This is a genomic window from Parasphingorhabdus pacifica, from assembly GCF_054779195.1.
On the sequence record NZ_BAAGYS010000002.1, the window covers coordinates 340776 to 353961 of the forward strand.

8 protein-coding genes are annotated in these 13186 nt (G+C 68.9%); 2 read left to right on the forward strand and 6 right to left on the reverse strand.

The features are described 5' to 3' along the window. Positions 1–139: 139 nt before the first annotated feature. The 3 genes from ACYVAN_RS01580 to ACYVAN_RS01590 all read right to left on the reverse strand — a co-directional run bounded on the left by ACYVAN_RS01580 (position 140) and on the right by ACYVAN_RS01590 (position 7729). Positions 140–3517: a pyruvate carboxylase gene (locus tag ACYVAN_RS01580; protein WP_460954783.1), complete on the reverse strand. Its 3378-nt coding sequence runs from the start codon at positions 3515–3517 to the stop codon at positions 140–142. A 277-nt stretch (positions 3518–3794) separates the two neighbouring features. After that, on the reverse strand, positions 3795–6023 hold the full coding sequence (gene recG, locus ACYVAN_RS01585) for an ATP-dependent DNA helicase RecG (protein ID WP_460954785.1): 2229 nt from the start codon (positions 6021–6023) through the stop codon (positions 3795–3797). Positions 6024–6103: 80 nt separating this feature from the next. Next, a complete protein-coding gene (locus ACYVAN_RS01590; protein WP_460954787.1) occupies positions 6104–7729 on the reverse strand; it encodes a DAK2 domain-containing protein in 1626 nt (541 codons plus the stop codon). 364 nt (positions 7730–8093) lie between these two features. Between ACYVAN_RS01590 and rpmB the strand changes: the two genes are divergently transcribed. Then, positions 8094–8294, forward strand: a complete 201-nt coding sequence (gene rpmB / locus ACYVAN_RS01595; RefSeq protein WP_460954789.1) for a 50S ribosomal protein L28 — start codon at positions 8094–8096, stop codon at positions 8292–8294. A gap of 344 nt (positions 8295–8638) precedes the next feature. On the opposite strand, the gene ACYVAN_RS01600 is transcribed toward rpmB, so the two are convergent. Both ACYVAN_RS01600 and ACYVAN_RS01605 read right to left on the reverse strand, forming a co-directional pair. After that, positions 8639–9223 (reverse strand): Rv1733c family protein, encoded by a 585-nt coding sequence (locus ACYVAN_RS01600; protein ID WP_460954791.1) that lies wholly within the window; start codon positions 9221–9223, stop codon positions 8639–8641. A 177-nt stretch (positions 9224–9400) separates the two neighbouring features. After that, a complete protein-coding gene (locus ACYVAN_RS01605; RefSeq protein WP_460954793.1) occupies positions 9401–10075 on the reverse strand; it encodes a uracil-DNA glycosylase in 675 nt (224 codons plus the stop codon). A 673-nt stretch (positions 10076–10748) separates the two neighbouring features. Here ACYVAN_RS01605 and ACYVAN_RS01610 point away from each other — a divergent pair. Next, positions 10749–12080, forward strand: a complete 1332-nt coding sequence (locus ACYVAN_RS01610; RefSeq protein WP_460954795.1) for an MFS transporter — start codon at positions 10749–10751, stop codon at positions 12078–12080. 75 nt (positions 12081–12155) lie between these two features. On the opposite strand, the gene ACYVAN_RS01615 is transcribed toward ACYVAN_RS01610, so the two are convergent. Next, a complete protein-coding gene (locus tag ACYVAN_RS01615; RefSeq protein WP_460954797.1) occupies positions 12156–13121 on the reverse strand; it encodes a thiamine-phosphate kinase in 966 nt (321 codons plus the stop codon). Positions 13122–13186: the final 65 nt, after the last annotated feature.

The window sequence follows — 13186 nt, forward strand, 5'->3', positions numbered from 1 at the left end:
ATACGCAGATGCACACCATACGGTTGCCTATCTCGACACGACCCAGCGAACCGAAGGGTTGAGCGGCGGGGAGGAGAACGGGCCGCCCGCCCCGGCAGGAGTCAGGACGAACGGCCCGTTCGGTTCGGGGGCTACCCGGTCAGCCGAGTTCGAGGAGCAGGTCGCCACCCTCGACCTGCTGCACCTTGCCGATCGCGAGGCGCTTGACCGTGCCCGTGCGGGTTGCGGTGACCGCGGCTTCCATCTTCATCGCCTCGATCGTGGCAACGGTGTGGCCGGCTTCCACCTCGTCGCCCTCGGAGACCGCCAGCGTCACGACACCGGCGAACGGTGCCGGTACGTGGTCGGTGTTGTTCCGGTCCGCTTTCTCGGCCACCGGCAGGTCCGAGGCCACCGAGCGGTCCCGCACCTGGATGGGGCGCAACTGCCCGTTCAGCGTGGCCATCACGGTGCGGAGTCCCCGCTCGTCGGGTTCGCTGATCGCCTCCAGGCCGATGAGCAGCCGGACACCGGGTTCCAGGTCGACCGAGTACTCCTCCCCGGGCCGCAACCCGTAGAAGAAGTCCTTGCTCCGCAGCAGCGAGGTGTTCCCGTACGCCTCGCGGTGCTCCTGGAACTCCTTGGTGGGCTTGGCGAACATCAACCGGTTCAGCGTCGTCCGGCGGTCGTCGGCGAGTCCCTTGTGGTCTTCGTCGGACAGTTCGGCGATTCCGACACCGTGCGCGCGTCCCTCCAGGGCGCGAGTCCGGAACGGCTCCGGCCAACCGGCGGGTGGCTCACCCAGCTCACCCTGCAGGAAGCCGATCACCGAGTCCGGGATGTCGAACTTGCGCGGCTCGGCTTCGAATTCCGCCGGGTCCACGCCCGCACCGACCAGGTGCAGCGCGAGGTCGCCGACCACCTTCGAGGAAGGCGTCACCTTCACCAGCCTGCCGAGGATCCGGTCGGCGGCCGCGTACATCGACTCGATTTCCTCGAACTTGTTCCCGAGGCCGAGCGCGATGGCCTGGGTGCGCAGGTTCGACAGCTGGCCGCCGGGAATCTCGTGCCGGTAGACGCGTCCGGTCGGCGCGGCCAGTCCCGCTTCGAACGGCTGGTAGACCTTGCGGACCGCTTCCCAGTAGGGCTCCAGGTCGCACACCGCGTTCAGGTCGATGCCGGTCGCGCGTTCGGTGTGGTCGGTCGCGGCCACCACCGACGACAGCGCGGGCTGCGACGTGGTCCCCGCGAGCGGGGCCGATGCGCCGTCGACCGCGTCCACGCCCGACTGGATCGCCGCGAGGTAGGTCGCCAGCTGTCCGCCAGGAGTGTCGTGCGTGTGCAGGTGCACCGGAAGGTCGAACTCGCTGCGCAGGGCGGTGACGAGCCGGGCGGCTGCCGGCGGGCGCAACAGACCCGCCATGTCCTTGATCGCCAGCACGTGGGCGCCGGCGTTCACCATCTGCTCGGCCAACCGCAGGTAGTAGTCGAGGGTGTAGACCTGCTCCGTCGGATCGGACAGGTCGCCGGTGTAACACAGCGCCACCTCGGCGACCGAACGTCCGGTGTCGCGTACCGCCTGGATGGCCGGGCGCATCTGCTCGACATCGTTGAGGGCGTCGAAGATGCGGAAGATGTCGATTCCGGTGTCGGTGGCCTCCTGCACGAAATGCTCGGTCACCTTCGTCGGATAGGGCGTGTAGCCGACGGTGTTCCGACCGCGCAGCAACATCTGCAGGCAGATGTTCGGCACGGACTCCCGCAGCTTCGCCAGCCGCTCCCACGGGTCTTCGGCCAGGAAACGCAGTGCCACGTCATAGGTGGCCCCGCCCCACCCCTCCAGGGAAAGCATCTCCGGGGTCATCCGCGCCACGTGCGGCGCCACCGCGAGCAGATCGCGGGACCGCACTCGAGTCGCCAGCAGCGACTGGTGGGCGTCCCGGAAGGTCGTGTCGGTGAGCCCGACCGCGTCGGAGCCGCGCAGCCACTGGGCGAAGCCCTCCGGGCCCAGCTCGGTCAGCCGCTGCTTCGAACCGGCGGGCGGCTCGACCCGAAGGTCGGTCTCCGGCAGCTTGTTCGACGGGTCCGGAGCGCTCGGCCGTTCCCCGTTGGGGTGGTTGACCGTCACGTCCGCGAGGTAGTTGAGCAGCCTGGTGCCGCGGTCGGCCGAGTGCCGCGCGGTCAGCAGGTGCGGGCGCTCCTCGATGAACGAGGTGGTGACCTTGCCCGCCGCGAAGTCCGGATCGTCGAGCACCGCCTGCAGGAACGGAATGTTCGTGGCGACGCCGCGGATCCGGAACTCGGCGACCGCGCGCCGGGCCCTCGCCACCGCCGTGCTGAAGTCCCTCCCGCGGCAGGAGAGCTTCACCAGCATCGAATCGAAGTGCGCGCTGATGCTGGTTCCCGCGAAGGCGGTGCCGCCGTCCAGCCGGATACCCGCGCCGCCCGGCGAGCGGTAGGCGCTGATCATTCCGGTGTCCGGGCGGAACCCGTTGGTGGGGTCCTCCGTGGTGATGCGGCACTGCAGAGCCGCACCGCGCAGCCGGATCTCGTCCTGGGTCATGCCGAGATCTTCGAGGGTCTCGCCTGCCGCGATCCGCAGCTGGGACTGGACCAGGTCGGCGTCGGTGACCTCTTCGGTGACGGTGTGCTCCACCTGGATGCGGGGGTTCATCTCGATGAACACGTGCCTGCCCCGCTCGTCGACCAGGAACTCGACGGTTCCCGCGTTGACGTAGCCGATCTTGCGCGCGAACGCCACCGCGTCGTCGCAGATCCGCTGCCGCAGTTCGGGATCCAGGTTCGGCGCCGGTGCCATCTCGACGACCTTCTGGTGCCGCCGCTGCACCGAGCAGTCCCGCTCGAAGAGGTGGACCACGTTGCCCGCGTTGTCGGCGAGGATCTGGACCTCGATGTGCCGGGGGTTGACGACCGCCTGCTCGATGATCATCGTCGGATCGCCGAACGCGGACTCGGCTTCGCGCATGGCCGCTTCGAGGGCCTCGCGCAGGGCTGAGATCTCGTCGACCCGGCGCATCCCGCGCCCACCGCCGCCCGCGACGGCCTTGACGAACACCGGGAACTGGATGTTCTCGGCCGTGGCCATCAGCTCGTCGATGTCGGCTGATGGTTCGGACGAGTCCAGCACCGGCACGCCCGCTTCGCGCGCGGCCGCGACGGCGGTGGCCTTGTTGCCGGTCATCTGCAGGATCTCGTGCGCGGGGCCGACGAACGTGATGCCCTCGCGGTGGCACGCCTCGGCCAGGTCCGGGTTCTCGGAAAGGAATCCGTAGCCCGGGTAGATCGCGTCCGCACCCGCCTGCTGGGCGGCGCGGACGACCTCCTCCACGGACAGGTACGCGCGGACGGGGTGTCCGGCCTCGCCGATCTCGTAGGACTCATCGGCCTTCAGCCGATGCAGCGAGTTTCGGTCTTCGTACGGGAACACCGCGACGGTGCCCGCACCGAGCTCGTATCCGGCTCGGAAGGCGCGAATCGCGATCTCGCCACGGTTGGCGACGAGGACCTTGCGGAACATGCCGACTACCTCCAGGCAGGTGGCGGACGATGCGGGGAACACTACCTTGAAAATTCCACGAACCGAGAGTCTCCCTAGTGTGACCCAACTCATTCAGATTCATGACCTGGACAAACCAGAGGCAGCGCAAGATCACACCACGAAGAAACTTCGCAAATTTTCCGGTTATGCGAAATTTATCCTTCTCGATTCAGTTACAACGCGCTCCGCATTCCCGTGCAACAGGCTCGACCCCATCCGCGGATCCCGCAGTGTGGACCACCGGACGGCGAGAAAGCTAGCTCTTCTCCAGGAACTCCGCGCTCTCGGCGTCGACGACCTCGGCCACCATCCGCGCCAGTCCCGGATAGCCGCGCAGGTTCGGGTCCTCGGCGACGAACGCCTCCGCCCGCTCGCGGGCCAGCGAGATGACATCCTCGTCGCGCAGCAGCGAGAGCATCTTCAGGCCGGACTTCCGCCCGGACTGGTTCGCGCCGAGGATGTCGCCCTCCCGGCGCAGTTCGAGGTCGAGGCGGGCGAGCTCGAAACCATCCGTCGTCGAAGCCACCGCGTCGAGCCGCTCCCGAGTCGACGTGCCGCCCATCGCCTCGCTGACGAGCAGGCACAATCCGGGCGCGCTGCCGCGGCCCACGCGTCCGCGCAGCTGGTGCAACTGGCTGACGCCGAACCGATCCGCGTCCATGATCGCCATCACGGTCGCGTTCGGCACGTTGACCCCCACCTCCACGACGGTGGTGGCCACCAGCACGTCGAGCTCGCCCTCGGCGAACTCGCGCATCACGGCATCCTTGTCGTCCGCGGGCAGCCTGCCGTGCAGCACGCCCAGCCGCAGCCCCGACAGCGGACCCGCACGCAAACTCGCGACCACGTCGAGCACCGCCAGCGGCGGTCTGCGCTGCTCACTGCCCTCGTCCGGCGGCGGTTCCTCGGTGCCGTCCGCCACCTCGCCGGACGACTTCCGGCCACCGTTCGCGGCTCCCGCCTCGTCGTCCCCGATCCGGGGACACACGACGTAGACCTGATGGCCGGCGGAGACCTCCTCCCGCACGCGCTCCCACGCGCGGTCCAACCACGCCGGTTTCTCCGCCACCGGCACCACACTCGTGCTGATCGGCGAACGCCCCTGCGGCAGCTCGCGCAGCGCCGACGTCACCAGATCGCCGTAGACGGTCATCGCGACCGTGCGCGGGATCGGCGTCGCGGTCATCACCAGCACGTGCGGCGACACGTCGTCGCCCGCGCGCGCCCGCAACGCGTCCCGTTGCTCCACCCCGAACCGATGCTGCTCGTCGACCACGACCAGCCCGAGATCGGCGAACGAAACCCGGTCCTGGATCAGTGCGTGCGTGCCGACCACGATCCCGGCCGCACCGGAAGCCGCCTCCAACAACGCCTTCCTGCGCTGCGCGACGGGCATCGAACCGGTGAGCAAGGTGATGCGGGTGGCCTGGTCGGCGGCCCCCAGCTCGCCCGCCCTTCCGAGGTCGTCCAGCAGTTCGGCGAGCGAACGGGCGTGCTGCGCGGCGAGCACCTCGGTCGGCGCGAGCATCGCCGCCTGCCTGCCCGAGTCGACCACCTGCAGCATCGCCCGCAACGCCACCAGGGTCTTGCCCGAGCCCACCTCGCCCTGCACGAGCCGGTTCATCGGATGTTCCTCGGACAGATCGGCCGCGATCTGTTCTCCGATCTCCAGCTGCCCGGCCGTCAGTTCGAAGGGCAGGCGCTGGTCGAACGCGGCGGCGATGGCGTCGTCGGCGGGCGGGCACGCGGGGGCGGGATGCGACCGGGCGGCACCCCGCGACCGGGCCAGCGCCAGCTGCACCGCCAGCGCCTCGTCCCACTTCAGCCGCTCCTGCGCGGTGGACACATCGCCGAGATCACGAGGCAGGTGGATCTTGCGCAGAGCCGATTCCAGGCCCGTCAGCCCGAGATCGACACGCAGGTCCTCAGGCAGCGGATCATCGCCGCCGTCCCACGTGTCGAGTACCTGGCGGACGCATCGCGCCACGGACCACGAAGGCAATCCCTGCGCGGCCGGGTAGACCGGAATCAGACCGCCCGCGAACTCCTCCACAGCCGAGGAGGAGTCGTCCTCGTCGCCGGTGAACAGCTGGTACTCCGGGTGAGCCAGCTGCAATTGCCCCCGGTACGCGGTCACTTTCCCGGCGAACATTCCCTGCCTGCCGGGCACCAACTCCCGCTCACGCCAAGCCTGGTTGAAAAAGGTGCAGGTCAACGAGCGGTTCCCGTCGGTGATGCTGGCCTCCACGATGGTGCCCCTGCGGGATTTCATGCTCCGCTTGGCTACCCGCTGCACCTGCGCGAGCACGGTTGCGTGCTCCCCGATCTCCAGACCGGCGATCGCGGTGAGCTCGCCCCGCTCGGCGTACCGGCGCGGATAATGGCGCAACAGATCACCCGCCGTGGCCAGCCCCAGTGCGGAATCGAGCGCCTTGGCCGTCTTGGCCCCGAGCACCCGGTCGAGCTTCGTATCCAACGTGGTCACTGCCTCACCAGCTCCGGTTCCCGATCCGCTCGGCGCAAATTATCCGACACCACCGACAACGCCACTCCACGTCCGCGCACTCACTCCACCCCCAGCAACAGCACCGCGGGCAGCTCGCCTCCCGGATAGCGGGTGAACTCGACTTCCGGGTGGGTGCGACGCAGGTGTTCGGAAAGCGCTTCGCCCACCGAGTCCGGTGAATCACCCGCGAGCAACGCGGTCACCAGCTCACCGCCCGCGGTGAGCATCCGGTCGGCCAGTTCACAAGCCGCGGCCATCGGGTCGTCGGTGATGAGCACCACTTCGCCGTCGATGAGACCGAGCACGTCGCCCGGCTGGCACCGACCCACCCACGTGAGCGCCTCGGCATCGGCCACGCGCAACTCCCCCCGACGGGTCGCGGCCGACGCCTCCGCCATCGCCACGGCGTCGTCGGCCCGCCGCCGGCTCGGGTCGTGCACGGCCAGCGCCGCCAGGCCCTGAACGGGTGAGGCGGTCGGGATCACGACGGCATCCCACTCGGCCTCCGCCGACCGGGCAGCGGCGTCTTCGGCGAGCGCGGCCAGTGACGGATCGTTGGGCAGCAGGACCACATGGGCGGCCGCCGTCTCCTCGATCGAGGCCATCACCTCGCCGACCTCCGGCGGGTCGTCTCCGTCGGCGAGGAACACCGCGGCGCCCTCATCCCGGAAGAGTTCCGCCACGGGGCCGCTGCGAACGCAGGCGAGCACCGCGTGCCGTGCTGTCGGCGGGCGCCACGCCTCCGGGTGCTGCTGGTCGGCGAACCGCACCACGCGGATCCGATGGGCCCGCCCCGCTTCGACACCCGCTTCGATCGCACCACCGATGTCATCGCAGTGCACGTGAACGGCCCAGGAACCCGTGCCGTCGGCGACGACGGACACGCAGTCGCCGAGCTCCCCGAGCTTCGCCCGCAGCGAGGCGACGTGCCCCGCGGACGTTCCGTCCAGCAGGTACATGACCTCGTACTGGTACGGAACCGGCTGGTGCGGACCGGCGACGCGTTCACCGGTCGGTTGGTGCCCTCCAGCGGTAGCCGGGAGCGCCGCGGCCGGGGCAGCCGGTGCGAGGCGCTCACCGTCCCGCACCACCGCGTGCAGCGCGTCGAGCACGAGGACCAACCCGCGCCCACCCGCGTCGACCACGCCCGCCTCGGCGAGCGGGGGCAATTGCCGGGTGGTCTCGGCCAGCGCGTCGACGGCCGCCAACGTCGCCTTGTGCACGACCAGATCCAGCCGAGACGATCGGCTCGCGTCGGCTGCCGAGGCGGCCGCGTGCAACACCGAGAGCAGGGTGCCGCGCACCGGGTCGGCAACCGCGCGGGTGGCGAGCTCGTCAGCGCGCAGCAACGCTGTCCGGAACTCCTCACCGCCCATCTCGTCCACGTTCCGCGCCTGTTCGGCTATCCCGCGCAGGACTTGCGAGAGCAGCATTCCCGAGTTGCCCCGCGCACCCGCCAGAGCGCCTCGGGCGAGTGCGCCGAGGAGGTCGCCGAGCGTGCCCGCTCGCGGCGATCGGGCGGCTTCCACGGCGGCGCGCATGGTGTGCACCAGGTTGGTTCCGGTGTCGCCGTCGGCCACCGGGTAGACGTTGATCCGGTCGATGGCCGCACGGTCTTCGACCAGCGCCGCCACGCACGCGTCCGCCCACCTGCGGGCAGTCGCCTCGTCCAGCGCCTGCAGCACGTCGGACCTCCACTTCACGGACCTGACCGCCCGGGTTCGCCCGGGAGCTCGGTCTCACACCCGTGCGCCGGTACCCTGCGAGCCTAGCGCCCTGCGCGGCGAGGACTCTCGCCGCCGCGCGGAGGTGGGCGTCGGGGACCAGCACGCGGTGGGTTACACTGATCCGGTCCGGGTGCGATGACCCTGGACAACCATGCCTTTCGGGATGGTGCCGTCGATCGGACGGTGAACAGCAAGCGCGGTCCACCCCTGGGTGGCAAGAACTCCACGCGAGTGGGAAACGCTTGCGTGGCGCTCATCGCTGCAATCGAAGTGAGGCTCTCCGGCGCCAACCGCGCGGAGAACATCGAACACGAAGTTAGGGGTGTCTGACGTGGCTGCCGTCTGCGACGTCTGCAGTAAGGGGCCGGGCTTCGGCAACTCGGTCTCCCACTCCCACCGGAAGACCAAGCGTCGGTGGAACCCGAACATCCAGACCGTGCACGCGAAGATCGGCCTTTCCCAGCGGAAGCGGATGAACGTGTGCACCTCGTGCTTGAAGGCGGGCAAGGTCGTGCGTGGCTGAGTGCGCCACGATCTCGCGCGTCAAAAACCCCGGGCCGGTCCGCCGCCCCGGGGTTTTTGCTGTTCACGGCCGCTAGCCGCCGCACCGAACAACTGAAGCTCTTTCGGTGGCCTGTGGCCTGCGCCGGAATCTGCCTGGATGTCAAGCGGCACCAGCCGCTTAAACAATGCTCTTCCACCCCGAACGAAGCGAAACCACCAGCGGGTTCTCAGGGGCCTTCTCGCGAGGACGGGCTCCGACGCCATGTACGGGCCATACCCCAGTCGGAACTCCCGGAGCGAGAAGGCCCCTGAGGTTCCGCCACTCGACCACCACACTCCCGGCCCGAGGACAGGCTCGCGCCGTTACAAGGTGTGATTTCGCCACCGGGGCTCGATCCACTCCCACTCGGCTTCCCACGCGGCCAGCCGTCTGCGGTTGACCCACCAGCTCAGTCCGCTCAGCGCGAGACCGGTGACGACGGCGGAACCGATGAGCACGCCCGCGCCGGCGGTTCCCGAGGCCTGGCTCGCTTCCGCACGCGTCTTCGGCGGTGGCATCGGCTGCTCGTCCGGCCCCAGCCAGATCGGAATCGTCTCGCCGACTTCCGCGCTGGCCGCCACCCGCACGGTGGCGAACCGCTCATCCTCGGGTGCTCCCCACCGCACTGCCACCAACCGCGCGAGCGACCCCTGCTCCTCGGTCTCGGTCAGCACCTCGGCCACGACCTGGTGCCGGTTCGCCTGCTCGGCGCGCACCTGCTCCAGTTGATTCCGCAGAACCATCTGCGAGGTGGCGACCGAAAGCACCACCGCTACCAGCATGGCCATCAGCGCCCCGAACACCGCGCACGCCTCGAACCAGTCGGTGCCCCGACGGAGGGGGTTCGACCCCGGCCACACAGTGCGCAAGCGGCGGTGGAACGCACCGCTCTTCCGGTCTGCCCACATGACGCGCCTGCCTTCTTCGGCGAGCACATGTTTCCGGTGGTGTGAGGACAAATGTACGACCGGTGGCGGTCGAAATCCAGTTGCTCCGGGCCTCGGCAGGCACGCGCGGGAGCGTACGGATGTTCGGCGCGAGCTAGTCAGAACAGCTGGCGGGCGGCGGGGTGTCGATGCGCGGGCTCAGGGCAGCTTCCAGTCGACGGGGTCGGCGCCCTGCCGCTGCAGGATCTCGTTGGTCCGGCTGAACGGACGGCTGCCGAAGAACCCGCGGTCGGCGGACATCGGGCTGGGGTGTGGTGACTCGATGCACTCGACCTCGGGCATCAGCGGGCGCAGCTTGCGTGCGTCGTTGCCCCAGAGGATCGCCACCATCGGCGCGTCCCTGGTCGCGAGGGACCGGATGGCTTGGTCGGTCACTTCTTCCCACCCCTTGCCTCGATGTGCCGCGGACTTGCCCGGCTCGACGGTCAGCGCACGGTTGAGCAGCAGCACCCCCTGCTCGGTCCAGGGTGTGAGGTCGCCGCTGGAGGGCTGCGGGTGACCGAGGTCCTCGGAGTACTCGCGATAGATGTTGACCAAGCTGCGGGGCGGCCGGACGCCGGGCGCGACGGAGAAGCTGAGACCGACCGCGTGTCCCGGCGTCGGGTAGGGGTCCTGGCCGACGATGAGCACCCGGACGTCGTCGAAGGGCTGTTGGAAGGCGCGCAGCACGTTCTCGCCCGCGGGCAGGTATTGCCTGCCCGCGGCGACCTCCGTGCGCAGGAAGTCCCCCATTGTGGAGACCCGGTCGGCGACCGGGTCCAGCGCCCGAGCCCATCCGGCTTCGACTGTTTCACTCAAGGGCCGTGCCGTCATGAGCCCACCCTAGAGGCCTTCTCCGGGCGCGCGGTCCGGGGTTGTGGCGAGCGGTTCGACGGATTCTAGCTGCTCACGCAGCACCGTTCGACCACTTTTCTTTCTACGCCTGATGCCATCCGCGCACCCAATCGACACGAGAACGTCAACACGGTTACCGCATCGCAACATTTCGGTTCGAGATTTCTGCCACTACCGCCCTGGCGTTCTCCGTGATCCATTTCGCACCGCTCGCAGCAATCTGTCCAAACTGCGAACAGGGCATCCGGCGAAGCGGGCGGCGAGGCCCGGACTTTCTCGTCCCGAGCAATTCTGACGCCTATGCCTCGGTGATCCGGGACCGGACAAAGCCGCACGACCGTTGCCGCTCGACGCCGCGGGGGAGCCAGCAGGCCCGTTCCCACGATCAGATCCCTCCTTCGCCCCCGGGGCACGGGGCGGGTGCACGGGGGACGGGCTGCCGCTCGACCTGTCCCCCAGGCGGGTGACTCGCCTCGATCCCACCGAACTGATGACGAACCGCGATTCGGCCCCGTAAGGTGACGCATCCCGAACTCCATCAGAACGGATGCATCCCGGCGTACGGTAGCCACGTTTTGTTCTTTTGCCAGGTTTTACCCGCTGAATCCCGTACGCCGTGGAGGGCACCAAACCGGAGGTGGCTCGCAGAACCATGAGTTTCCAGGACCAAGCCGAAGCAACGCCGCCCCAGAAGTCCCTTCTGCGGCGCGCGGTCGGCGCAGCGGCAATCGGTAACTGCACCGAATGGTACGACTTCGGCGTCTATGCCTACGTGGCGGCTTACGTGGGCCACCAGTTCTTCCCCGGACCACTGGCGACCGTGTCCGCCTTCGCCGTCTTCGCGATCTCGTTCGTGTTCCGGCCGTTCGGCAGCTTCTTCTTCGGGCCGCTGGGAGACCGGATCGGCAGGCAGAAGGTGCTGGCCGTCACGATCTTGCTGATGTCCGGGTCGACCTTCATGATCGGACTCCTCCCGACGCACAGCACGATCGGCATCCTCGCCCCCATCCTCCTGCTGTTGTGCCGGGTGTTGCAGGGATTCTCGACGGGTGGCGAATACGGCGGCGCGGCGACCTACATCGCCGAGTTCGCCCCCGACCGCAAGCGCGGCTTCTACGGGAGCTGGTTGGAGTTCGGCACGCTGGCCGGTTTCGGCCTCGGCGCGCTGGTGCCGACCATCCTCATCCTGAACCTGTCGACCGAGTCGATGGAGGCGTGGGGCTGGCGCGTCCCGTTCCTGCTGGCGGGGCCGCTCGGCCTGATCGGTCTCTACCTGCGGCGCAAGCTCGAAGACACGCCGGCGTTCAACAACCTCAAGGCGACCGACAACATCGCGAAGTCCCCGGTGAAGTCGCTGATCGTCCAGCACTGGCAGCAGTTGCTGATCCTGATGGGCATCGTGGTGCTCATCAACGTCGCCAACTACACGATCCTGACCTACATGGAGAGCTACCTCTCCGAGACGCTGTCGATCCCGTCGGGGCAGGAGTACCAGGTGCTGGTACCACTGCTTCTCGTGGTCGCGGTGATGATGATCGCGGTCACCCCGGTTGGCGCCCTGTCCGACCGAGTCGGTCGGAAACCGCTGTTCTTGTCGGCGGCCATCTGCTTCATCGTGTTGCCGTACCCGGCCTTCCTGCTGATCTCACAGGGGACGATGCTGACCACGCTGGCCGGATTGGTCCTGCTGGGTGTCGGGCACGTGCAGCTCATCGGCCCGCTCGCGGGCACCCTTCCCGCGATGTTCCCGACCAAGGTCCGCTACGCGGCCTTCTCCATCGGGTACAACGTGTCCACCGCCGCGTTCGGTGGCACCGCTCCGCTCATCAACGAATCCGTCGTCACAGCGACCGGAAACTCGTTCTTCCCGGCGTTCTACCTGATGGGCGCCGCGATCATCGCGCTGGTTCCGATCCTGCTGATGAAGGAGACCGCGGGCAAACCGCTGACCGTGGACGAACAGGCGAAGACCGCCTCCGTCTGATCCGCGGACCATCGGGGCCGGTGACCGGGGCACCTCGCCCGGCCACCGGCCCCGTCGTTTCGTCCGGGCGGGACGTCAGCGCCAGTGTTCCCAGCCGGACGGCCCCTGGTACTCGCCACCGTCGACCGTCACCCCGGTGCCCTCGGCGACCGAGCCGATCGCGCGCCAGCCCTCCGGCAGCTCCCGTTCGGCGGGGAACGTCGCCGCGAGCGCCTGGTCCTCGCCGCCGGTGAGCACCCAGTGCCGCGCGTCCGCGCCCAGCGCCGAAGCGACCTCCGTGAGCCGCTGCGGCACGTCCAGCATCTCGGTGCGGATGTCGACGGCCACCTTCGACGCCTTCGCGATGTGCCCGAGGTCGGCCAGCAGTCCGTCGGAGGTGTCGACCATGGACGTCGCCCCCGCCGAGGCGGCTCGCGGTCCCGCCGCGTACGGCGGTTCCGGTACTCGTTGGGCGCCGACGACGGCTACCGGGGAGCGGAAACCCCGGCCCAATACCGCCAATCCGGCGGCCGCCCATCCGAGTCGGCCCGCCACCGCGAGGACATCGCCCGGACGCGCGCCCGAGCGTCGGACCGGTTCCCGGCCCTGCAGATCGCCCAGCGCGGTCACCGAGATGGTCATCGTCGACGCGGTCACCATGTCGCCGCCGACCACACCGATGCCGACGCCGCGGGCCTCTTCCCACATGCCGTCCGAGAGTTCGTCGACCACGCTGGTCGCCAGATCCGGCGCACACCCCAGTCCGACAAGCACGCCGGTCGGTACCGCACCCATCGCCGCGATGTCGGACAGGTTCACCGCGATGGCTTTGCGTCCCACTTGCTTGGGCGTCGACCAGTCGAACCGAAAGTGCACGTTCTCCACGAGAACATCGGTGGTCGCCACCACCCGACCGTCCGAAACCGCCAAAACGGCGGCGTCGTCGCCGGGGCCGATGAGCGTTCCGGCGGACTGCTCCCGCCCGGACGTCACGCGGTGAATGAGACCGAACTCACCCAGCTGGGATACGGTCTGCGCGTCCTGCGATGCATCCGGACCCACTTCAGACCTGCCTTTCTTCAGCGCTCGCTCGGCCCGATGGGGTAGCTTTTTGCCAGTTTCCTACC

What these genes read in the sequence shown, in the direction of transcription:
- ACYVAN_RS01580 (WP_460954783.1), bottom strand. Translation starts at nt 3,517, where the DNA reads ATGTTCCGCAAGGTCCTCGTCGCCAACCGTGGCGAGATCGCGATTCGC.
- ACYVAN_RS01610 (WP_460954795.1), top strand. Translation starts at nt 10,749, where the DNA reads ATGAGTTTCCAGGACCAAGCCGAAGCAACGCCGCCCCAGAAGTCCCTT.
- ACYVAN_RS01600 (WP_460954791.1), bottom strand. Translation starts at nt 9,223, where the DNA reads ATGTGGGCAGACCGGAAGAGCGGTGCGTTCCACCGCCGCTTGCGCACT.
- ACYVAN_RS01605 (WP_460954793.1), bottom strand. Translation starts at nt 10,075, where the DNA reads ATGACGGCACGGCCCTTGAGTGAAACAGTCGAAGCCGGATGGGCTCGG.